Annotated in this window: 22 protein-coding genes and 1 other RNA gene; 11 read left to right on the top strand and 12 right to left on the bottom strand. The window is 36.8% G+C overall.

Features of this window, described 5'->3' with window-relative positions:
• Window positions 1-8 precede the first annotated feature (8 nt).
• From DEU40_RS11935 to DEU40_RS11955, 5 genes are all read right to left on the bottom strand, one after another.
• Complete coding sequence (locus DEU40_RS11935) at window positions 9-1,220, bottom strand: efflux RND transporter periplasmic adaptor subunit (RefSeq protein ID WP_171006293.1); 1,212 nt, start codon at window positions 1,218-1,220, stop codon at window positions 9-11.
• 101 nt (window positions 1,221-1,321) lie between these two features.
• Complete coding sequence (locus tag DEU40_RS11940; RefSeq protein ID WP_110010041.1) at window positions 1,322-2,593, bottom strand: ABC transporter permease; 1,272 nt, start codon at window positions 2,591-2,593, stop codon at window positions 1,322-1,324.
• A gap of 71 nt (window positions 2,594-2,664) precedes the next feature.
• A complete protein-coding gene (locus DEU40_RS11945) occupies window positions 2,665-3,894 on the bottom strand; it encodes an ABC transporter permease (RefSeq protein ID WP_110010042.1) in 1,230 nt (409 codons plus the stop codon).
• A gap of 130 nt (window positions 3,895-4,024) precedes the next feature.
• On the bottom strand, window positions 4,025-4,381 hold the full coding sequence (locus DEU40_RS11950; RefSeq protein ID WP_062673974.1) for a four helix bundle protein: 357 nt from the start codon (window positions 4,379-4,381) through the stop codon (window positions 4,025-4,027).
• Window positions 4,382-4,479: 98 nt separating this feature from the next.
• Window positions 4,480-5,169, bottom strand: coding sequence for an ABC transporter ATP-binding protein (locus tag DEU40_RS11955; RefSeq protein WP_034699055.1), 690 nt, complete (start codon window positions 5,167-5,169; stop codon window positions 4,480-4,482).
• A 423-nt stretch (window positions 5,170-5,592) separates the two neighbouring features.
• Between DEU40_RS11955 and DEU40_RS11960 the strand changes: the two genes are divergently transcribed.
• The 5 genes from DEU40_RS11960 (at window position 5,593) to DEU40_RS11980 (ending at window position 10,068) form a co-directional block, all read left to right on the top strand.
• A complete protein-coding gene (locus tag DEU40_RS11960) occupies window positions 5,593-6,567 on the top strand; it encodes a ribonucleotide-diphosphate reductase subunit beta (RefSeq protein WP_062674779.1) in 975 nt (324 codons plus the stop codon).
• A gap of 108 nt (window positions 6,568-6,675) precedes the next feature.
• Window positions 6,676-6,966, top strand: a complete 291-nt coding sequence (locus DEU40_RS11965; protein ID WP_110010043.1) for a hypothetical protein — start codon at window positions 6,676-6,678, stop codon at window positions 6,964-6,966.
• A 55-nt stretch (window positions 6,967-7,021) separates the two neighbouring features.
• A complete protein-coding gene (locus tag DEU40_RS11970) occupies window positions 7,022-8,680 on the top strand; it encodes a ribonucleoside-diphosphate reductase subunit alpha (RefSeq protein WP_062673967.1) in 1,659 nt (552 codons plus the stop codon).
• Between the two features lie 162 nt (window positions 8,681-8,842).
• The gene (locus tag DEU40_RS11975) at window positions 8,843-9,733 is read left to right on the top strand and encodes a DUF72 domain-containing protein (protein WP_110010044.1); all 891 of its coding nucleotides are present in this window, start codon (window positions 8,843-8,845) and stop codon (window positions 9,731-9,733) included.
• Between the two features lie 104 nt (window positions 9,734-9,837).
• On the top strand, window positions 9,838-10,068 hold the full coding sequence (locus tag DEU40_RS11980; RefSeq protein WP_110010045.1) for a hypothetical protein: 231 nt from the start codon (window positions 9,838-9,840) through the stop codon (window positions 10,066-10,068).
• A gap of 44 nt (window positions 10,069-10,112) precedes the next feature.
• Here DEU40_RS11980 and DEU40_RS11985 read toward each other — a convergent pair whose 3' ends face one another.
• The gene (locus tag DEU40_RS11985; RefSeq protein WP_110010046.1) at window positions 10,113-10,706 is read right to left on the bottom strand and encodes a hypothetical protein; all 594 of its coding nucleotides are present in this window, start codon (window positions 10,704-10,706) and stop codon (window positions 10,113-10,115) included.
• 68 nt (window positions 10,707-10,774) lie between these two features.
• Between DEU40_RS11985 and DEU40_RS11990 the strand changes: the two genes are divergently transcribed.
• Window positions 10,775-12,022: an outer membrane beta-barrel protein gene (locus DEU40_RS11990; protein WP_110010047.1), complete on the top strand. Its 1,248-nt coding sequence runs from the start codon at window positions 10,775-10,777 to the stop codon at window positions 12,020-12,022.
• On the opposite strand, the gene DEU40_RS11995 is transcribed toward DEU40_RS11990, so the two are convergent.
• The 5 genes from DEU40_RS11995 to DEU40_RS12015 all read right to left on the bottom strand — a co-directional run bounded on the left by DEU40_RS11995 (window position 12,019) and on the right by DEU40_RS12015 (window position 17,891).
• Entirely contained in the window at window positions 12,019-12,663 is a 645-nt protein-coding gene (locus DEU40_RS11995; protein ID WP_110010048.1) for an HD domain-containing protein, read from the bottom strand. The two genes, DEU40_RS11990 and DEU40_RS11995, sit on opposite strands and share 4 nt — an antisense overlap.
• Complete coding sequence (locus DEU40_RS12000; protein WP_110010049.1) at window positions 12,660-13,505, bottom strand: serine aminopeptidase domain-containing protein; 846 nt, start codon at window positions 13,503-13,505, stop codon at window positions 12,660-12,662. Before DEU40_RS12000 ends, DEU40_RS11995 begins: the two co-directional genes overlap by 4 nt.
• Window positions 13,506-13,595: 90 nt before the next feature.
• Window positions 13,596-14,486 (bottom strand): PfkB family carbohydrate kinase, encoded by an 891-nt coding sequence (locus DEU40_RS12005; RefSeq protein ID WP_110010050.1) that lies wholly within the window; start codon window positions 14,484-14,486, stop codon window positions 13,596-13,598.
• Between the two features lie 67 nt (window positions 14,487-14,553).
• Window positions 14,554-15,189 carry a DUF4241 domain-containing protein gene (locus tag DEU40_RS12010; protein WP_110010051.1) on the bottom strand — a complete coding sequence of 212 codons (636 nt, stop codon included), beginning with the start codon at window positions 15,187-15,189 and terminating at the stop codon, window positions 14,554-14,556.
• Between the two features lie 86 nt (window positions 15,190-15,275).
• Complete coding sequence (locus DEU40_RS12015; protein WP_110010052.1) at window positions 15,276-17,891, bottom strand: valine--tRNA ligase; 2,616 nt, start codon at window positions 17,889-17,891, stop codon at window positions 15,276-15,278.
• Between the two features lie 128 nt (window positions 17,892-18,019).
• Between DEU40_RS12015 and DEU40_RS12020 the strand changes: the two genes are divergently transcribed.
• Window positions 18,020-18,484, top strand: coding sequence for a DUF1573 domain-containing protein (locus DEU40_RS12020; protein WP_110010053.1), 465 nt, complete (start codon window positions 18,020-18,022; stop codon window positions 18,482-18,484).
• 258 nt (window positions 18,485-18,742) lie between these two features.
• On the top strand, window positions 18,743-19,612 hold the full coding sequence (locus tag DEU40_RS12025; RefSeq protein ID WP_110010054.1) for a polyphosphate kinase 2 family protein: 870 nt from the start codon (window positions 18,743-18,745) through the stop codon (window positions 19,610-19,612).
• 98 nt (window positions 19,613-19,710) lie between these two features.
• On the opposite strand, the gene rnpB is transcribed toward DEU40_RS12025, so the two are convergent.
• Window positions 19,711-20,035: RNase P RNA component class A (gene rnpB / locus DEU40_RS12030), an RNA gene on the bottom strand.
• Window positions 20,036-20,223: 188 nt separating this feature from the next.
• Between rnpB and DEU40_RS12035 the strand changes: the two genes are divergently transcribed.
• Genes DEU40_RS12035 through DEU40_RS12045 form a run of 3 tightly spaced genes read left to right on the top strand, consistent with a single transcriptional unit; the run spans window position 20,224 to window position 23,066 of the window.
• Window positions 20,224-20,715, top strand: coding sequence for an RNA polymerase sigma factor (locus DEU40_RS12035; RefSeq protein ID WP_002976998.1), 492 nt, complete (start codon window positions 20,224-20,226; stop codon window positions 20,713-20,715).
• Window positions 20,708-21,382 carry a beta-carotene 15,15'-monooxygenase gene (locus DEU40_RS12040; protein WP_110010055.1) on the top strand — a complete coding sequence of 225 codons (675 nt, stop codon included), beginning with the start codon at window positions 20,708-20,710 and terminating at the stop codon, window positions 21,380-21,382. The genes DEU40_RS12035 and DEU40_RS12040 overlap by 8 nt, the downstream gene beginning before the upstream one ends.
• A 58-nt stretch (window positions 21,383-21,440) precedes the next feature.
• Window positions 21,441-23,066, top strand: a complete 1,626-nt coding sequence (locus DEU40_RS12045) for an AMP-binding protein (RefSeq protein ID WP_110010056.1) — start codon at window positions 21,441-21,443, stop codon at window positions 23,064-23,066.
• The last annotated feature ends 1 nt before the right edge of the window (window position 23,067 follow it).

Genomic DNA, 23,067 nt, shown 5'->3' on the forward strand with positions numbered 1-23,067 from the left:
GTAGTTTATTATTTTTTATTCGCTTTTTCTTTAAGCTCTTCTTTGTCTTTATCAGATGGATTCCACACTTTAATTTCGGTGTCTTTTGTAATATTGGATCCCGGAAGAATCTGAACGTTGATCCCATCACTTGCTCCCAGTTTTACATATACTTTTTTGAATTTCCCGTCTTTTTGTTTCACTTCCACGAAAGGAACATCTTTTCCTTGTTTCTTTTCATACTGAATTAAAGACTCATCCAATAATAATGCATTTTTCTGAGAACTTAAAACAATTTCACCGTTGGCAGAAAAACCAGCTCTAATATACTCATTATTAGGATTAGTTACATTACCTTCTACCGGAAATTTAATAGTTCCTGCATTATCCTTGCCTTTTGGAGCAATCATAGTTAGTTTTCCGGGGAATGTTTTATTCTGAAGAGCACCGATCACGATGTTCATATCCATACCTTCACTTAGCTTTCCGGCCTGGGCTTCATCAATTTCACCTTTAAAGATCAGAACATTCAGATCTGCCACTGAACAGATGGTAGTTCCGGCGTTAAAGTTGTTGGCTTCAATCACCTGACTTCCTGCTTTTACAGGAACTTCAAGTACAGTACCTGATGCTTTGGAACGGATTTCTGTAGTGGCCAAACCTTGTCCTTTAAGTTCAGGAGTTGCCCCTGTTTTAGCGATCTGCAATCTTTTTTGAGCGGTATTCAACTGCTGCTGGGCATTTTTCAAAGTCTGCTGCTGAGAATACAACTGCTGCTGAGCGTTCAGATACTCCTGTTTAGAAGCTACTCCCTGCTTGTAAAGCTTATCCTGCATATCAAACTGCTTCTGCATGTTTCCTACATTCATCTGGGCATTACTGATCTGGATCTGTGCATTCTGAACTTCCTGCTGAGCGGCATTTACTTCAGAGATACTCGGAACAATTTTTACGGTAGCAATTAACTGCCCTACTTCTACCTTATCTCCTTCTTTTACTAAAATTTTATCTATAATCCCTGCAATGTTGGGCTTGATTTCAATTTCTTCTTTGGGAACAATTTTTCCTGTTGCCATTACTTTATCATCCATATTCTGAACGGTAGGCTTACGGGTAAGGAAAGCTTCTCCTTCTTTAGAGTTTGATTTGATAAGATAGCCAAGCCCTGAGAACAATGCCACTGCAAATAAAAGCCCTAATACTATATAAATGGCTTTTTTCCAGGTGAATTTCTTTTTCATATGTATAGTTTATTTTTTATTCAATAGATTGAAAGATTTAAAAAGGCTGATTCTCCATATTCTCTTATTTAAATCTTAAAATTGTTTTATTTTCAAATTAATTACTCTGTTCTTAATGCTTCAATAGGCCTGATCTTTACGGCTCTCTGTGCTGGAATCATCCCGATTATTAATCCCAGAATCACCATAACAGCCATTGCAGCAAATACGTTTCCGTAGTTCACTGTCGGATTATAGAAAGGAAATGAATCCTGACCCTGGGTAACCGCATTGAGAATCATTAATACAAAGATTCCAAACATGAAACCTATTAATCCCGAAGAGAGTGTAATGACAACACTTTCCAGGAGAATCTGATTTCTTACTTCCGCAGGCTTCGCTCCTAACGCTCTTCTGATCCCGATTTCTTTAGTTCTTTCTTTTACTGTAATCAAAAGGATATTTGAAATCGCAATGACTCCCGCAAGGATAGTCAGTGTACCTACAATGATTGTTAACAGCTGCATTCCTGTAAGGAAACCTGTGAGCTTTTTAAATTCTTTTCCAAGGTTGAAACTTCCGAAAGCATTGGTATCTTCAGGGGAAACTTTATTTTTGCTTTTTAAAACCTGTTTTACATCTTCTTCTACGGAATTGACATTGGCATTCGGCTTACTGACAATGGCAAACATGTCTATCTGATCTCCTGCATTATACATTTTCGTATAAGTGGAAAGTGGAATGAAAGCCGTTTGGTCATTTTCAAATCCTCCTCCTTTTTTTACCCGGAAAACGCCGATAACATTGAAGAACAGCCCTTTAATATTGATTGATTTTCCTATTGGATTCTCTTTTTTCTTGGAATCAAAGAAGTTTTTGTAAATCTCTTCTCCAATAACAACTACATTTTTATTCCCGGAAACATCGGCATCATTGATATAACGTCCGAAGATCAGTTTCTTTTCTGAAATTTTATTTCCCACAGAATAATCTCCGGTAAGCGAATAGGTTCCGTTCTTACCGTTTCTGGACATTGCTTCTCCGGGAGTTCCTGTAAAGCTTCCTCTCGCATTTTGCGGCGAGATATAATCTATGGCTGTTACTTTTCTTTTCAACATTTCCATATCGTTTAAGTTCAGATGAACTTCTCTTCCTTTAGGAAATCCTTCATAGGGAATTGATGTTTTTTGTGCCCACAGGAAGATTGAATTGGTGGCAAAACCGGAAAATAATTTATCAAAACCATTCTCCATTCCTTTTGCTGCTCCAAGAAGGCTTACATACAAAAACATTCCCCATCCTACACCGATCATGGTAAGAAATGTCCGGAGTTTATTATTCCTCAATGAATAATAAATTTCCTGCCAAGTATCTTTTTTAAATATGATATTCACCTTGTTGAATTATGAGTTATACATTATGAGTTATGAATTCCATCAATCTGCATTTTTGCCTTTTGTTTATATTATTCCGTCCTCAGCGCTTCAATAGGTTTGATTCTGGAAGCTCTGTATGCGGGTACAAATCCTGCGATCAGTCCTGAGAAAATCAGTGCAATGAAGGCCATAATAATGGATCCCCAGCCTACACTTGGGTTTTTAATAAAAAACTCTTCAAGGCTGTTCCCGATAAGGTTTAAAGTCAAAACACCTATTGCGACTCCAACAAGTCCGGACACCACTGTAATCACAACACTTTCCTGAACAATCAGCCCTACAATTCCGCTTGGCTTTGCGCCAATAGCTTTTCGTACTCCGATTTCTTTGGTTCTTTCTTTTACGATATACACCATAATGTTACTGATCCCAATGATTCCGGCAAGCAGTGTTCCCAGCCCGATAAACCCTACAATTGCTGTAAGTACCGCCATAAACATGAATGTGTCGTTCATATTTTTAGCATTATTCCAGACACGGACACCGTTTTCATCATCAGGAGAAACATTTTTCCTTGATTTCAGCTTATCTTTAAGTTCATCTCCGTATTTAATGGCTTCCTGAGGAGTCAGTTTATCACTGTATGAGATATAGGCAATATTCACCGTATCGGAACCTTTTTTCATCTGCTGCAAAGTGGTAATCGGCACCGTGATATGTCTTTCATCCCAGTCTCCACCATCATCTGAAAATACGCCCACCACTTTAAACATAGTTCCATTGATATCCAGTTCTTTTCCTACAGGACTTCCGTTCTTGATCAAATCCCGCTGTACCATTCTTCCAATGACTGCCACATTTTGCTTTCCTTCCAGATCTCTTGGAGAAATATATCTGCCGTCTATCATTTTCCGGTTCTCAATCACCTGCTCTCCGGGTTCTGCTCCATGGATCTGATAGATTCCGCTTTCTTTACCATATTTCACCATTAAACTGGCATTGTATCTCGGGCTGGAAGCTCCTACATTTTTTTTCTCAGCGTTAATAAGAAAATCATAGTCACCATTATTCAGTGTAACGGTTCGGTCTGACTGCAGTCCTTTATAGGCCAATGTCGTTTTTCCGGTAGTAATGGTGATCAGGTTTTTGGCATCACCTGAGAATCCTTCAGAAAAAGCATTCTGAAGACCTGTTCCAATTCCAAAAAGTACGATGAAAATAAACAGTCCCAAAGCTACTGTAAACCCTGAAAGCACCGTCCGAAGTACATTACTCCGGATAGAACTGAATATTTCCTGCCAACGATCTAGGTCAAACATAGTTTTTATTTTTTTACTTTGTAAAAAAGTCAATTAGCTGCGCTTTCAATTTTCTTCGAAGTCAATTAACTTTATTGTCAATTTATTCTTCGCAAAACTTTAATTACGAACCTGACTGATTTTCACATTTCTAATCTTTTTTCAACATTTTACTTAACAAGATAAATGCTGTTTTTATTAAATTTCCAATTTTTGTTAATTCCTCTATTTTAATATAGTTACATTCTATAACGATATCAAAACAAGAATCCAACTCAATAACCGAACCTCTGGCAATTTCAAAATACCTTTTCCTTTCCAGTTCAGATTTTCTTGAACATCCTTCGGTAATATTTAATACCACTGAAGTAGAAGCTCTTCGTATCTGGTCGATTATGTTAAACTTTTCATGATCAGGAATCTTGGATAAAATTTTATAACATTCTATTCTTAATTCTCTGGCTGACTGATAAACATCAAGTTTATAATGGTTCAGATTTAAAAACATTTTTATTTTTTTTCATATTCATTTGTGTGTGTTATTAATTATTTTTCCTCTTCATTATCAATTCACTTGCGAAGCAAAATTGACCATTCACGATTCACTTATAATACAATCTGCTTAATAAACTCATCACTCTCAATAATCCCATCTTTCAGTACTACATTTCTTTTGGTCTGTGCAGCTACATCAGGTTCGTGGGTTACAACGATGATTGTTTTTCCTTCATTATTGATATCCTGTAGAAGTTTCATAATATCATGAGTGGTTTTAGAGTCTAATGCTCCGGTTGGCTCATCTGCCAGTACTACTTTAGGATCTGTAATCAATGCTCTTGCAATGGCTACTCTCTGCTTCTGCCCTCCGGAAAGTTCACTTGGAAGGTGGTTGGCCCACTGTGCCAATCCTACTTTCTCCAGATATTCCATAGCTTTCTGATTTCGCTCTTTTCTTGGTACATTCTGATAGTACAAAGGCAGGGCAACATTTTCCAAAGCTGTTTTATAATTGATAAGGTTAAAAGACTGGAAAATAAATCCCAGGAATCTGCTTCTGTATTCGGCAGCCTTTACCTCGGATAAATGTTCAATAGGAACTCCATCCAACTCATAGGTTCCGGAATCTTTTTCATCCAGAATTCCAATAATATTAAGAAGCGTAGATTTTCCGGAACCGGAACTTCCCATAATGGAAACAAACTCCCCTTCAGAAATATTCAGATTAATTCCTTTGAGAACATGAAGCTTGCTTTTCCCTGTATCGTATGACTTATTTAAATCCTGAATTACTAACATTAAGTGATGTATGTTTTATACCCAATAAGTAGATGATATTTTCAAATTGTTACAAGAATAAAAATTTATTCAAATATTTTTTTGTTTAACACATTAATCCTTTATTAATAATACTTTACAAAACATTGTTTAACTGTAACTCCCTATTTGTATCTATTTATCCTCAAGATTGCTGTCCAGCCTATTATCCGAGCCAGTTTCATGTAAATGTGGAAAACTTTTCAGGCTAAAAGTCAGCCTATTAGTATTTACCTCTTTCAAAATCAGTTCTTTTTTTCGAACTTTGCTATTAGTTCTTTACAAGAAATATGAATTTGGGAAGTGAATAACTTTAATTCACAACCTCCAGATAAACAAAAAGTTAAGTATTTCCTGAACGTTATCCACAAGGATCTAAATTATTTAATTATAAAGATATTTAATATGGGAATTTTTGATAAAAGAGTAAGTTATAAGCCATTTGAATACCCGGAGGTTCTTCAATTTGTAGAAGCCATCAACAAATCGTTCTGGGTGCATTCGGAAGTGGACTTTACTGCAGATGTTCAGGATTTTCATTCGCAGTTGGAACCACATGAGAAGCATGCTGTGAAAAATGCGCTGTTAGCCATTGCACAGATCGAGGTGTCTGTAAAGACATTCTGGGGAAATTTATACAACCACCTACCAAAACCGGAGTTCAATGGATTAGGATCTACTTTTGCAGAATGCGAATTCCGCCATTCTGAAGCATATTCCCGTTTATTAGAGGTATTAGGATATAATGATGAGTTCCTTAATGTTATCGAAATTCCTGCTGTAAAAGGAAGAATAGAGTTTCTGGGAAATGCTTTAAAACATGCTAACTCTGCAACACCTAAAGAGTATGTTTCTGCTTTATTATTATTCAGTATTTTAGTGGAAAACGTTTCTCTTTTCTCGCAGTTTGCCATCATCCTTTCTTTCACAAGATTCAAAGGGTTTATGAAAAATGTTTCCAATATCATTGCATGGACTTCCGTAGATGAGCAGATTCACGCTAACGCAGGAATTTATCTGATCAACAAAATCCGTGAGGAACAGCCTGACTTGTTAACAGACAGCGATATCGAAGACATTTACACTTTGGTAGATGAGTCTATCGCAAGAGAAGGAGATATCCTTAGCTGGATCTTTGAACTGGGAGAAATCGACAACGTTTCTAAAGAAGACCTGTTAAACTTCATGAAATACCGTGTGGATGACAGCTTGAAGAAAATCAACATGAAAACAAAATACAACATTACTCCTGAACAATACAGACCAATGGTATGGTTCGAGGAAGAAGTTTTCGCCAATTCATTAGATGATTTCTTTGCTAAAAGACCTGTTGACTATACAAAACACGATAAGAGTATTACAGCAAACGACTTGTTCTAATATTGGGGCGCGAGCGAAGCGAGCGTCAAAGCGGTCAGTATCAGGATTACCCTTTTCTGATTAATAAGTGAAATTGTTGTTCATCAGTAAAGCACAAATACAAAAGAAATGATTAATGTAATAGTAACCTATACGGTAAACCCGGAATTTGTTCCAAACAATAAAACCAATATCCAAAAATTTCTGGAAGACTTCAAAAATTTAGATCCTTCCACTTTTGAATATAAGGTATTTGTAAAGGAAGATGGTGTTACTTTTGTACATTATTCAAACTACATCAATGAAGAAGTTCAGCATGAGGTTTTGAATGTTCCGTCTTTTAAAGAATTTCAGAGATTAAGAGATGAAAGCGGGCTGAACGGTTCCCACAAAGTAGAAATTTTACAATCAATAATATAAAAAAACAAAATTCCGGAGTGATTCTCTCATTCCGGAATTCGAAAATATAACATCTATGGAAGAGCAAAATTCAAATATATGGTGGCTCAATGAAGAGTCTGAGCAAATGCTGAACAGAGGATATCTGTTGAAAGGTGAAACGGTAGACGGCGCTATCGACAGAATTACCACTGCCGCTGCAAAAAGGTTATATAAACCTGAACTTCAGCCGGCTTTCAAAGAGATGATCACAAAGGGATGGATCAGCTTCTCTTCTCCTGTATGGGCTAATATGGGAACGGAAAGAGGTCTTCCTATCTCATGTTTTAACGTTCATATTCCGGACAGCATTGAAGGAATTACCCACAAAATGGGTGAAGTTATCATGCAGACTAAAATCGGAGGTGGAACTTCAGGATATTTTGGAGAATTGAGAAACAGAGGAACCGCTGTAACGGATAACGGAAAATCTTCAGGAGCAGTTTCATTCATGAAGCTTTTCGATACGGCTATGGATGTGGTTTCTCAGGGAGGAGTAAGAAGAGGTGCTTTTGCTGCTTACTTAGATATTGACCACGGAGATATTGAAGAATTTTTATCCATTAAAGATATCGGCAGCCCGATTCAGAACCTGTTTACCGGAGTATGTGTACCGGATTACTGGATGCAGGATATGATCGATGGTGATATGGAAAAACGTAAAGTTTGGGCAAGAGTATTGGAAAGCCGCCAGCAAAAAGGTCTTCCGTATATTTTCTTTACAGACAACGTGAACAGAAATAAACCTCAGGTTTATAAAGACCTGGGAATGACGGTGAATGCAAGTAACCTTTGTTCTGAAATCATGCTTCCATCAACAATGGAAGAATCTTTCATCTGCTGTCTGTCTTCCATGAACCTGGAATTGTATGATGAGTGGAAAGATACAGACGCTGTAAAACTGGCAGTATACTTCCTTGACGCTGTATTATCAGAGTTCATTGACAAAACTGAAGGAAACTATTACCTACAGGGAGCAAGAAACTTCGCGATGCGTCACAGAGCTCTTGGTTTAGGAGTTTTAGGATACCACTCTTATTTACAGAAAAATATGATTCCGTTTGAAAGCTTTGAAGCGACTCAGTTCAATGCCAGAGCATTCAGACATATCAAAGAGCAGGCTGAGCAGGCTTCAAGAGAACTTGCCAACATCTATGGAGAACCTGAAGTACTGAAAGGTTACGGATTAAGAAATACCACAACAATGGCTATTGCTCCAACCACTTCAAGTTCTGCCATCTTAGGACAAACTTCTCCGGGAATCGAGCCTTTCTCTTCCAACTATTATAAAGCAGGTCTTGCGAAAGGAAACTTTATGCGTAAGAATAAATACCTTGCACAACTATTGAAAGAAAAAGGACTGGATAACGAAGAAACATGGAGAACAATCATGCTGAACCACGGATCGGTACAGCACCTGAACGAGCTTACTCCTGAAGAAAAGGCAGTATTCAAAACGTTCAAAGAAATTTCTCCAATGGAGATTATTTCTCAGGCAGCACAGAGACAGCAATATATTGATCAGGCACAGTCTCTGAATCTTCAGATTCCTTCTACAATGCCTGTAAAAGATGTCAACTACCTTTATATTGAAGCCTGGAAAAAAGGAGTTAAAACACTTTACTACCAAAGAAGTTCATCTGTTTCAAAAGAAATGATGGTTAACTTCGTATCATGTTCAAGCTGCGAGGCATAGGACCAAGTAATAAACACGCTATATTTACAAAAGCATACCGAAAGGTGTGCTTTTGTCGTTTTCAATGCTGATTCTGTCTAATTACTTTCCAGAGAAATCATAGAATGCTCTGAGATTTTTGGTTTATATTTGTGTTCATTGTTTAATCCCAAAACTACAGATATGAAATTCGGACAAGTAGAAGACCCATCAAAAATAGATTTCACGTTACCTAAGGACCATCCTAAAACCAAAGAAATACTAGCTCTCAATAAAAAGGGACTGGAAAATATTTCTATCGGATGTGCGAAATGGAATAAAACAGATCTCAAAGGATTCTATCCTAAAGGAACCAAGGATGAACTCACCTATTATGCCACTCAGTTTAATTCTATTGAATTGAATGCTACTTTCTACGGAATGCCAACTCCGGATCAGGTAAAGACCTGGAAAGAAAAAACACCGGAAAATTTTAAATTCTTCCCTAAAATCACCAATACAGTTTCCCATTTCAGAAGGCTGATTGATGTAACGGATCCTGTGACTCATTTTGCTTCCGCTGTTATTAATTTTGATGAAAAACTGGGAATGGCTTTCCTTCAGCTTCATGATAATTTTAAACCTAAGGATTATGACAGACTTGAAAAGTTTGTAAAGGAATGGCCAAAAGAAGTTCCGTTAGCCATAGAACTCCGGAATACGGAATGGTTTACTGATGAAGAAATACTTAATACAACATGTGAACTCTTTGAAGCTCACAATATTACCAATATCATTGTAGATACTGCAGGAAGAAGAGATATGCTTCACATGCGTCTTACCACACCCAACGCATTTATCCGTTATGTGGGAGCCAATGCAGAAAGTGACTACGAAAGACTGGATGACTGGCTGAAGCACCTTACCAAATGGAAGAAAGAAGGTCTTCAGAACCTTTACTTCTTTGTACACCAGAATATTGAAAAAGCATCTCCTCTATTATCTGCTTATTTTATCAAAAAAGTGAATGAGGAATGGAAAACGGATATTCATATTCCGCAAATGGCAGCAGAAAGCACCGGAACCCTGTTTTAAGTCAATGTGGAAATAGACTGTAGCTTATTCCTTTACATAACAAAAAAATTCATATATTAGAGTATAATGTATTTCACTCAACATTATACTTTAAAACATAAATCATGGAAAAGGAAATTTGTACAATAAGCATTGCTACCAACTGGCTTGGTGATGACTATATTTTTTATGAAAACCATACGATAAAAAGAGTATATGATAATCACAGTCTGAATTTCAACAAGATTGAATGGCTTGAACCCAAAGAAATCAGTAAACAAAATAAGGATAGATTGATTAAAGCCTGTCCTGAAGAGTTTAAAGAGTGGATTATGCAAATTCTGGATTATCCTTAATAGAAACAAAAGAGGTAATGAGTATTTGAAACTCATTACCTCTTTTATTTATTTTTTCTAAGAAGCAATACGAGATTGAGAAACAGGAGCAGGAAGTCTAATGTAATCCAGATACCAAGCTTTGTATTCTCATAATTATAAGCATCCACCTGTTTTTTGGCAGCATCGGAAAGCTTCATACTTTGATTGATGTAGTTCTGCACTTCTACAATCTGGTCGATATTTTTATTGGGTACAGAATGTTGAGAAAAGTACACAAGGTTTTTCTTTCCAAGATAGCCTGCAATCCAATATTCATCAGACTTATCCATTTTGAGGTACTCTATTCTGTAGTACTCCGGGCGTATTTTTCCGATATGTTTAGGTTCAAGGGTAGTGTTCTGATCTGTTTTATTTACTTTGATTAAATAAAAGTCTAATGCCTGCGGAAGCTTATTAATCACCTGCAGCCCCACAGAATTATCCACAAATGCCACAGCACTTTTCTTGATAAACCAATACGTAAAAACAGAAATTGAAAAAACCACCGTTACAATACGAAACAGCTTTGCCCATCTGGCCACGCTTCCTGATTTAACCTTAAAGAGAACCAAGGAAAGAACAGAAGCTAAAAATATTATGAAAATAATGAGTGTCATATTTTACAAATATACTTCTTATCTCTATTTTATCTATATTTGCGCCCATATTTTAACTTTAGATAACCATGAAAAAAACACTTTCTGGCCTTATTTTCTTTAGCATAGCTTCATTTTATGCACAAGTGAAGTTTGAAAAAGGGTATATTATAGACCAAAATAACACAAAAAAAGAAGTTCTGATCAAAAATAAAGGGTGGGTAAGCAATCCTGACAGTTTTGTTTTTAAAACAGATGAAAACTCTGCTGAAGATAAAGGCACAACCAGTACAATTAAGGAATTCGGGATATATAATGATGCTAAATATGTTACTTATAATGGTGAGATTGACTACTCATCAGACGATATTTCCAGTTTTTCCTATACCAAAGAGCCAAAGCTTGTAAAGAGTTCCGTATTCCTGAAAGAACTCGTTACCGGAAATAAAAAACTATATATTTATAAAGGCCACATCACAAGATATTTCTATTCTGAATCGGATGCGATCATCCATCCATTAATTTATAAAAAATATTTTTTTAATGGAAATAGTTCCCAGGTTGCTACCAATGATCAATATCTTGATCAGTTAAAAACTATTTTTTCTGATAACAGTGATGTCCAGACATTAGTAAACAGAACACAATATACAGCGTCTAGTTTAACAAAAATATTTAAGGCTTATAATAGTAAAAATTCTGATAGTTCAACAACTAATCAAATCAATGATCAGAATTTTACAGAAAATAAAAAGCAGGCGAAATTCAATCTTGCTATCAGACCGGGAATTAATTTTTATGCACCGTTAAAATTAGAAGATTCTTACAGCAACCCTGGCTTTTCTTCAACATCAAATTTCAGAGTAGGGCTAGAAGCTGAATTGGTTTTACCGTTCAACAAAAATAAGTGGTCTATCATTCTTGAGCCAACGTACTCACAATATACTAATAAAAAAACAACTATCCGAACAGAGGACAATCTCTATAATATTACCATGGATAGTTATTCTTCTATTAATATTCCGGTAGGGATAAGGTATTCTATGTTTTTGAATGATAAATCAAAAATATTTGTTAATGCTGCCATCAACATATTCAACATAAAAACAAGTTCCCCATCTTCTATAGATGTAGATTATGACGGAAAAGTATTTGATAATATAGCCCTAGCTTCTAATCAAAGTTTCAGAGGTTCTTCACTTGGCGCTGGATTTACTTACAATAATAAATTCAGTATAGAAGCAAGATTTAATAACCGTACCAACATTCTGTATAAGGATCTTCCTCATGCAGATCTTAAATCTGTTTCCTTAATTCTGGGATATAACATTTTCTAATCTACATTCCATTCTTTATAAAACTGGTCGAGGAAATTCAGCATATAATTATGTCTTTCTTCGGCCATTTTTTTTCCTTTTTCAGTATTCATCATATCTTTCAGAAGCAGTAATTTTTCATAGAAATGATTAATAGTTGTCCCGTTAGATTTTTTATATTCTTCTTTTGACATTCCCAGTTTGGGTTTCATATCCGGATGATACATCAGGTTATTTTTAAAACCTCCAAAATTGAATGTCCTGGCAATTCCAATAGCGCCTATGGCATCAATACGGTCTGCATCCTGTACAATCTGAAGTTCAATGGGTGGGTTTACAGGCGCCTGATCTCTGTTTTTGAACGAAATATTTTCGATCACAAATAAAACCTTCTGAATGGTTTCTTCAGGTACATTCTGCCCTTCGAGAAATGCTCTCGATATTTTCGGAGCAATAGTTTCATCTCCGTTATGAAATTTAGGATCAGCAATATCATGAAGAAGGGCAGACAACTCTACAACCTCTTTGTCACAGTCTTCTGTTTCTGCTATCTGAGCAGCCAGCTTCCAGACCCTTTCAATATGAAACCAGTCATGTCCGGCTTCTGCTCCTTCTAATTTTTCTTTTACAAATGCTACAGTGTTATCAATCGTACTTTTCATTTATCTGTCAGTTCATTTAAAATAATATCCCAGAGTTTGCTGTTGTAACTTCTAAAAAAATTAATATGTCCGATTTCTTTTTTATCAGATTCTGAAGCAGCCACCAGTCTGTACGTAGGTTTAAGATTTGAATAGGTATTATTTAATAAACTTAATACTCCTTTTTCCGTTAACCATACATCATCTTCAGCTCGGATTACAAATACTTTCTGGGTTAAATTTTTAGAAAAATCATCAATTTTTTCCAACAGCTTGTTGGTTGATTTCTTGTTTAAAATTAAGGTTCTCCAGTCATATGCACAATTTTTTGGAAGACTTTCTCCCAATCCAAACCAATGCGCCGGGAAATATCCTAACAGTGAAGTAGTTAAAGGCTGCGCAATTCCAAAGCCTAAATACGCTTCAACTTTTGTTCTACCTTTAAGGTTTCCTACAAAGGCATTTTGAGTTCCTACAAAAACAAATTCTTCAAAGATATTGGAATCCTCATTCATTCCCAGGATTAATGCACCTACGGAGTGCCCTAAGCAGTACTTTTTGTATTCTTTATATTCTGACTTGATATATTGAGTTACCGTTTTATAATCTTTTGACCCCCAAAGTCTCATTGAGCCATGGAATCCTCTCATATTTTTCGGTTTGGAAAGTCCAATTCCCCTATAGTCGTAGGTAATGACTGTAAATCCCTGTTCACAAAAGTAGCTGGCAAAAGAAAAATAGATCTGCTGCTTTACCCCTGTCGCCGAATTGATCAGTAATAATTTTCCATGGTCTCTTTCCGGTTTAAACAAATGGGCAGTTAGTGTGACATGGTCTTCTGTGGTTAATATTAGTTTTTCCATAGTATAAAAAGAAAAAATCCACTATAAAAGTGGACATTTTACTTATATTTTTATGTTAAGTTTCAGACTTTTGATATGTCGTAAATAGCTTTAGGAAAAGAAATCTGAGATTCTTGGCAATCCTGTCTGAGAGCCTTTACCTCCGGAAACCCTTGATGAAACTTCATTCCCGAATTTCACACAATCTTCGATAGAATTCCCATGGCATAATGCAATGGCAAATCCTGATGTAAATGCATCCCCCATTCCCATTTTATATACTTTTTCGTCTTTATCGTTTCTGTAATATTTCATTTCTGTACCATCAAAGTAAATGGTTGAATTGGTGTCATCCCTTACAAATACCTTATTGAAATATTTTTTAAGAACTTCTTCTCTTTTTTCTTCCCCAAAAATAACGTACAGCTCATTACTCTTAGCCACAATAAAGTCAACCATTTCTAAAATTTCTTCACTGACTCTCATGGCAGGTGAGGCATACAATCCTACCTTTTTCCCATATTTTTTAGCTTTTTTAACGGTATGCTCTACAACATCCATAGAGACTTCAAGCTGTACCAGCACAAGATCGGTGGTGTTGAAATATTTCTCTGCTTCATCTATATGCGATTTGCTGAGATATTTATTGGCTGCAGGTACTACAACAATTGCCGCATTCCCGTGAGAAGTCGTTACATAGGCAGTTCCCGTAGCTTCTTTATCTGTTTCATGAACAAATCCTACATTTACATTTTCGCTTACCAGATTCCTCATGATCTGCTGTCCAAGAGGATCCATCCCAACGCATCCGATAAAGTATACACTTGCTCCCAACCTGGCTGTACCTACTGATTGATTAGCACCTTTGCCTCCAAAATAACTATCTGATTTGACAGCTAAGACGGTTTCGTTAGGCAAAGGAAGTTTTTCGGTTTCAAGAACCAAATCTATCGATGAGCTGCCCACAACAATAATACGAGGTTGTTCTGATGAGAAATTCATTGTGTTTTGTATTAGCTTTAAAATTTATAACTGACAAAATTGTGTCTCAAAAATAACTAATTTAAAATTAACTTATCTCAATAAATTCAGTAATTATTTTCACGGGTTGTTGATCTTTATCATAAGCGATATAGCTGGCATAAAATCCTTCTCCATATCCGGTTTCAAAAGCAAAGATGGTTCCGGGATGTTCTTTTGCCGGTTTAAGAAAGGCATATTGATCTATTGCTCCGTTTTCATCAAAGAAATAATCATGGAAAAACTCTTCATAGATTCCCATAAAATCTCCTCCTTTATTCTGATACAATCTCTGTTCCAGTTCGTTAAGACTGTTTTGGGTATCGACATCCATCAGGCATCCCATCCCGCTTTCCACAGGATATCCAAACACCTCTCCTTCTTCAAGATCTTTTATTTTCTGTCCTGCTGTGGTTGCCAGTTTCCAATCTTTAACTTCAGAATTGCTGAATATAATTTCGGCATAAGCCACACAGTTACTTTCTCGTTCTTTGTGTAGTATTACAGAGAAATCACCTTTCGGAAATTCTGTGGTAAAAGGAAGCATATCATTAGTGATTAAAGGATCACAGGCCACCAGCTTTCCGCTGGAAAGATAGATCTTTCCTACTTCAAAACTTTCCAGCAACGGACTTTCTACAAAGTCTTTCGAGAATAGTTTTTTTATGTTTTCTATGTGTGTCATTGTATTTATTCTTTTAAACCATCAGGCTGGATACAATTTTCATCTGTATCCAGCCTGAGATTTCTGACAAATTTATTGTCTATACTTTATAAACTTTTCAGTTTTTCTTCAAGGATCGCAATCTTATCCTGAGCATCTTTTTGCTTTTGACGCTCTACTTCTACGATTTCCGGTTTTGCATTCGCAACAAATTTTTCATTGGAAAGCTTCTTCTCTACTGAAACCAGGAATCCCTTCAAATATTTCAGTTCTTCCTCAGTTTTAGCTTTTTCCTCTCCTAAATCTAAGTTTTCACTTAAAGGAATAGAAACTTCAGTTGCTCCTACCAGGAATGTAAAGCTCGGTTTATCTGTTTTCTGTCCGAAGTGGATTTCAGAAACATTAGCCAGTTTTCTTACTACAGCTTCATTGGCAAATTCAGATGCATTGGTATAAACCTCAACTGCTTCTCTTAGTGATATTCCTTTTGTCTGGCGGTAGTTTCTAACTCCTGAAATCAATTCAGCTGTGATTTCAAAGTTTTTAATTACTTCTTCATTAAAGCTTTCTGCATTCTTCTGTTGAGCAATAACCAGCGCATCATCAATACTTCTTTCTGAAATCAACTGCCAGATCTCTTCAGACTGGAATGGCATGAAAGGATGAAGGAGCTTCATCAATTCTTCAAAGAAATAGATCGTTTTATGATATACTTCTTTAGAAATTCCTTCGCCATAGTTAGGTTTAATCGCTTCAAGATACCAACCGCAAAAATCATCCCAAATTAATTTATAAATCAAATGCAATGCATCAGAAATTCTGAATTTCTCGAATTGATCATTAATTTCAGCAATTGTTTTATTAAGCTTGTTTTCAAACCACTCAATAGCCTGATTATCGGTTTCAATAGCTGGCTTCTCTTCATGATTCCACATATTGATTAGACGGAATGCATTCCAGATCTTCGTCATGAAGTTTCTTCCCTGAAGCATTAAATCTTCATCAAAAAGAAGGTCATTACCCGCGGCAGAACTCAATAGAATTCCTACACGTACTCCATCTGCTCCATATTTATCCATTAATTCAAGAGGGTCCGGAGAGTTTCCTAAAGATTTTGACATCTTTCTTCTCTGCTTATCTCTTACAATTCCTGTAAAATAAACATTCTTGAACGGAACTTCTTTTCTGTACTCCAATCCGGCCATAATCATTCTGGCAACCCAGAAGAAAATAATATCCGGACCTGTAACCAGATCAGAAGTAGGATAATAATAGTTGATATCTTTATTTTCAGGATCAAGTAATCCGTCAAACACAGACATTGGCCATAACCATGATGAGAACCATGTGTCTAATGCATCATCGTCTTGTCTAAGGTTTTCTGCGGTCAGACCCGAATTTCCTGTTTTTTGTTTGGCCAGTTCTAAAGCTTCTTCTTTAGTTTCTGCTACTACAAAATCATTTTCTCCTTCTCCATAGTAATAAGCAGGAATCTGCTGTCCCCACCACAGCTGACGGGAAATATTCCAGTCACGGATGTTTTCCATCCAGTGTTTGTAGGTATTTTTAAACTTCTCTGGATAGAACTTAACCTCGTCATCCATTACTACATCCAAAGCGGGTTTAGCAATTTCAGACATTTTTAGGAACCATTGTACAGAAACTTTAGGTTCAATAACAGCACCTGTTCTCTCAGATGTTCCAACTTTATTTACATAATCTTCTGCTTTCAGCAAAAGATCTTTCTCTTCAAGTTCTTTAGCGATCTGCTTTCTTACGTCAAATCTGTTTTTCCCTGCGTAATGTAAACCATGCTCATTAAGATTTCCATCATCATCCAGCGCATCAATCATTTTTAATTGATGTTTCTGTCCGATTTCGTAGTCATTGATATCATGTGCAGGAGTAATTTTCAAAGCTCCTGTTCCGAATTCAATATCAACATATTCATCCTCAATAATCGGGATTACTCTGTCAACGATCGGTACGATTACATTTTTACCTTTCAGGTGTGCATATCTTTCATCATTCGGATTGATACATACTGCTGTATCCCCAAAAATAGTTTCAGGACGCGTAGTAGCAACTGAAAGGAACTCTTCTGAACCTTCAATCTTATATTTAAGGAAATATAATTTTCCGTTCTGTTCTTTAAAGATAACTTCTTCGTCAGAAATATTGGTTTTCGCTTCCGGATCCCAGTTCACCATTCTATATCCTCTATAGATGAGTCCTTTATTATATAGGTCTACGAAACTTTTGATAACCTGCTGCGAAAGTTTATCTTCCATAGTGAACCGGGTTCTGTCCCAGTCACATGAACATCCCAGTTTTTTCAACTGCTCAAGGATAGTTCCTCCGTATTTGTGAGTCCAGTCCCATGCGTGGGTTAAAAACTCTTCACGGGTAATATCTGACTTATTGATTCCTTCAGACTTCAATTTAGCAACAACTTTAGCTTCAGTAGCAATTGAAGCATGGTCTGTTCCCGGAATCCAACAAGCATTAAACCCGCGCATTCTTGCACGACGGACCAGAACATCTTGAAGGGTATTGTTCAACATATGCCCCATGTGCAGTATCCCCGTCACGTTTGGCGGAGGAATGACCACGGTATAGGGTGGTTTGTCGTTAGGTTCTGAGTGGAAATATTTGTTTTCCAGCCAGTAATTGTACCATTTCTGTTCTGTTTCCTGTGGATTGTACTTTTCTGAAATCTGCATAAATTCTATTTCTTTGGCTTGCAATTTGCAAAAATAGTCTAAAGAAAAAAATTTTTAAGCATGAATTAAAATAATTTTTAACTTTGTTTCACAAAATTTATCTAACAAACGTATTAACATTCAAGAATATGAAAAAATTAATTGCAGGAATTGCACTATTCGGGACATTTGCTCTGGCATCTGCACAAACCATTACATTTGATAAAACGACTTTCGATTACGGTACTATTAAGCCTAATGCTGACGGTACAAGATTCTTTACAGTAACGAATTCAGGGGATAAGCCTTTGATTCTTTCAAATGTAAAACCTTCTTGCGGATGTACAACTCCTGAATTCAGCCAGGACCCTATCATGCCTGGAAAGTCTGCGAAGATCAAGGTTGGATACAATACAGCGATCCCTGGCCCTTTCAACAAAATGATTGAGGTTTTCTCTAATGACCCTGCAAACAACAGAAGTGTAATCTACATCAAAGGTAACGTAGACGCAAATGCTCCTGAACCAAAAGTACTGACTCCTGCTGAGCAGAAAGAGGCTGCCAAAGCTGAGAAAAAAGCTGCAAAACTTGCAAAAAAGACTGCTGCGAAGTAATCTCTACTCAAAAAAATAAAAGAACCGTCTCCATTGGGGCGGTTTTTTTATTACATTTATGTTTGATTAGGTGGAAGATGATAGGTCATAGGTGGCAGTAAATGTATGGACGCTGATCATATATATGATTCAGATTTTAGCTCCTTCGGTCTTTTTTAAATGGCTGGGCTAAAGCCCACCCCTATTGAATTGTAATAACATCTTTACTTTTATCTTTTTACTTTTATCTTTTTACTTTTATCTTTAAATAAAAAAAATATGGACACCGATTTCTCAGATAACTTTAAGGTAAACGGAAAATTTTCGATAAAAAAAGCATCAACATCTTATAATGGAAAGCTCACTAAAGAAGAAGGAGAGCAAATGCTGATTCAGGAGAAAGAAAAACTTCGTGAGCTGCAGGAAAAATTATATGCTGATGGAAGCCAGTCCTTGCTGGTGGTATTACAGGCTATGGATGCAGCAGGGAAAGACAGTATGATTGAGCATGTTTTCGGAGGAGTGAATCCTCAGGGATGTAATGTAACCAGCTTTAAAACACCAAGCTCCAAAGAATATTCTCACGATTTTTTATGGAGGCATTATCTGGCACTGCCACAGAAAGGAATGATCGGGATTTTCAACCGTTCTCATTATGAAAGCGTTCTGGTATGCAAAGTACATCCTGAATATAATCTGAGTGAAAAGACATGGTCTTCCGTAAAAGATTTTGACAGCAAATTCTGGGAAAACAGGTATGAGAGCATCCGCAATTTTGAAAAGCACCTTTCACAGAATGGAACAACCGTTGTCAAGATTTTTTTACATGTTTCTAAGGATGAACAGAAACAAAGACTTCTGGATAGAATCGATGAGCAGGAAAAAAACTGGAAATTCTCAGCCGGAGATCTTCCTGAAAGAGCGTTGTTTGGCCAATATATGGAAGCTTATGAGGAAGCCATCAATGAAACATCAAAAGATTATGCTCCATGGTATGTAATCCCGGCAGACAGTAAATGGTTTGCAAGAGTAGCAGCTATTCAGATTATTATTGATACCCTGGAGAAAATGAATCTCAAATATCCTACTCTTTCCGATAAGGACAGACAGGAATTACAGGAATCCAAAAGACAATTGGAAAGTGAATAAAATAGGGTTGGATGATGGAAGCGTGAAGACGGAGATTTAAAATCATTACGTTTTGAGAAACTTCATTCTTCAAGCCTATGACTTCCAGCTTAAAAAAAACCACGAGAAAATCTGTAAGCCGGATTCTGTACTTCCGAAGAAGTGCCTGTTATTTATCTACGTATTACATTGCTGCAATACTTGAGCTGATTACCCCTCGGCTTTCAGGACGAGCCGCCCCTATTTTCATTGCTGAAAAGAACCGATATACTTATCATTGCACCGCAAAGAGTTTACCTGGTTTCACTACAGCCGAACTGTACCTGCTTTCTGTTGCACTTGTCCTACCCTCACGGGTGACGGATGTTATCCGCTTTGCTGCTCTATGGTGTCCGGACTTTCCTACCTCCCGTAAAACGGGAAATCAACAAGCCGATTTTCTCGCGGAGGCAAAGGTACACAAATTTTGTGGTAAAAAGGCAAAACGGTAAAATGGCTAAATGGTCTTAGTGCTGAGTAAACGATATAGATATATCAATACTATTCTTGCGTTTTTTTACCTTTTTACTATTTTACATGATAATTTTCCCCTAATTACCAGTTTATTATTATCTTCGTGCCATTATATATCTATGGATTCCAGAGAAAAAGAATTTGCGCAGCTTATCAAAGATAATCAGGGACTGATTATTAAAGTATCGCGTTTGTATACCAATTCTCTGGAAGATGAAGAGGATCTTTTCCAGGAAATCGTGTTACAGCTCTGGAGAAGTTATGATTCTTTCAAAGGAAACTCTAAAATTTCCACATGGATGTACCGTGTAGCGCTCAATACAGCCATTACCCTCTTTAGAAAAAAAAGCAAAAGTCTTCCTACCAATGAGCTTGATATCAACCACAGAGATTTTGTGGAAGATGATGACGAAAAACAGCAGCAGGTATCACTTTTGTATACGGTAATCAAGACTCTTCCTAATGTAGAAAGAGCCATTGTCATGATGTATCTTGACGATCTGCCTTACAAGGACATTGCAGAAAACCTCGGAATCACTGAAGTTAATGCACGTGTAAAAATGAACAGATTAAAGAAAACCCTTAAAGAACAGATGGAAAAATATGCCTGAATTTGATTTAGATAGCTTTAAGAAAACATGGCAGGAACAACCTGTCCAGCCTAAATATGACAACAAGGAGATTCTTCAGATGTTGAATAGAAAATCACGTAATTATGTGAAGTATATTTTCTGGATCAGCGTTATTGAATTCCTGTTCTTTTCTGTATTTGGGTTGTTCTACTTTTTTCAGGAAGAAGAGTCGGAAAGTTTTCGTAAAATGCTGACAAGATTGGGTGCGCAGGAAGCTCCTGAAGTAGAAAGCAACTTCGGCCATGCCTATCTGGCTATAAAAATCTTAAGCTTGTTGATTACAGCTTATTTCGTCTTGAAATTCTATCAGAATTACCGGAAAATAAAGATCGAGGAAAATCTGAAAGGGCTTATCACACGAATCATCAAATTCAAAAGAACGGTGAATGCCTTTATTCTGATCAGCATTGTATTGCTGCTGCTATTCACTTTTGTGCTGATCGCTTTTATATTATATATATTAGATTCCCAGAATATACAGCCTACCAGCTCCAGTCTCACCATCATTATTGTTGGAATTACTGTCAGCACACTACTGGCAGTATCTATGATCTGGGTTTATTACAGACTGGTATATGGTACTATTATTAAAAAGCTTGATAAAAATCTTAAGCAGCTTAAAGAGATAGATTCTCAGGAAAATTAATATACATAGGCATAGTTCGGGATATAATCAGTAATTTTATTCCACCAAATCTTAAACTATGCCCTTATCTTATGTGTATGGAACTTCTGACGTTTCATTATTAGGACAGACCATCGGAGCCAATCTTAAAAGTACTGTCGAAAAATACCCTCACCAGGAAGCACTTGTCTGCGTTCATCAGAATTACAGAGCGACTTATCAGGAATTTTACAATCAGACCACAGCTGTTGCAAAAGCTTTATTGTTTTTAGGAGCAAAAGCAGGTGACAGAATCGGGATCTGGTCTTCCAACCGTTATGAGTGGGTACTTTTACAGTATGCCACTGCCAGGATAGGAACTATTTTAGTGAATATCAATCCGGCTTACAGAACTCATGAACTGACCTATGTACTCAATCAGTCCGAAGTTCGTTTTATTTTTTCTTCTTTAAGCTTTAAAACCAGCAATTATAAAGAAATGGTTGAATATGCAAAAGAAGTTTGTCCAACCCTGGAGCATGAAATATTCTTTGATGAAAACTGGGAATATTTTGTGAATAACGGCCAGGAAATTTCAGACGAAGTACTTCACAGTTTTGAAGAACATGTACAGTTTGACGATCCTGTTAATATCCAATATACTTCCGGAACAACCGGTTTCCCGAAAGGGGTCACACTTTCTCATCATAATATTCTCAATAACGGTTATTTTATCGGGATCAGATTAAAATATACTGAGAAAGACCGCGTCTGCATTCCGGTACCCTTTTACCACTGCTTTGGGATGGTTATCGGAAATATGTGCTGCACAGCTCACGGAGCCTGTATGGTAATTCCGAATGACAGCTTTGATCCGGAGATTACTTTAAAAGCTGTTTCAGACGAAAAATGCACTTCTTTGTATGGCGTGCCAACCATGTTTATTGCGGAACTGGCAGTAAAAGATTTTGACAGCTATGATTTTTCAAGTTTAAGGACCGGTGTTATGGCTGGTTCCGTATGCCCTCCGGAGATTATGAAAAAAGTGGAAAGCCTGATGAATATTAAAGAAATGAGCATCTGCTATGGGATGACGGAAACTTCACCAGTATCTACTCAGACTTTAATAGGAACACCGCTGGAAAAACAGGTCAGCACTGTAGGAACCGTTCAGGATCACCTTGAGATCAAAATCATTGATGAAAACGGAAGGACTTTAAAACGTGGAGAGCATGGTGAACTTTGCACCAGAGGATATTCTGTCATGCTGAAATACTGGAATGATCCTGAAAATACAAAGAAAGTACTGGATGATGCCCGCTGGATGCATACCGGAGATATGGCTGTAATGGACCAAGACGGTTATATTACCATTTCAGGAAGAATAAAAGACCTCATCATCCGTGGCGGAGAAAATATTTCGCCTAAAGAAATTGAAGACTTTTTATATACGTATACCAACATTCTGGATGTTCAGATCATTGGAGTTCCGAGTGAGAAATTCGGGGAAGAAGTAATGGCCTGGATAAAGGTGAGAAAAGGATTTACCATCACGGCAGAAGAACTTCAGGAATACTGCAAAGGAAGGATAGCCCACTATAAAGTTCCGAAATACTGGAAATTTGTAGATGAATTCCCAATGACCATTTCCGGAAAAATAAGAAAGGTGGAAATGAGGGAAATTTCAATGAGGGAGCTGGGCCTGGAACATGTAAAACAGGGCTAAA

The organism is Chryseobacterium sp. AG844 (assembly GCF_003182335.1).
Lineage (GTDB): Bacteria > Bacteroidota > Bacteroidia > Flavobacteriales > Weeksellaceae > Chryseobacterium > Chryseobacterium cupriresistens.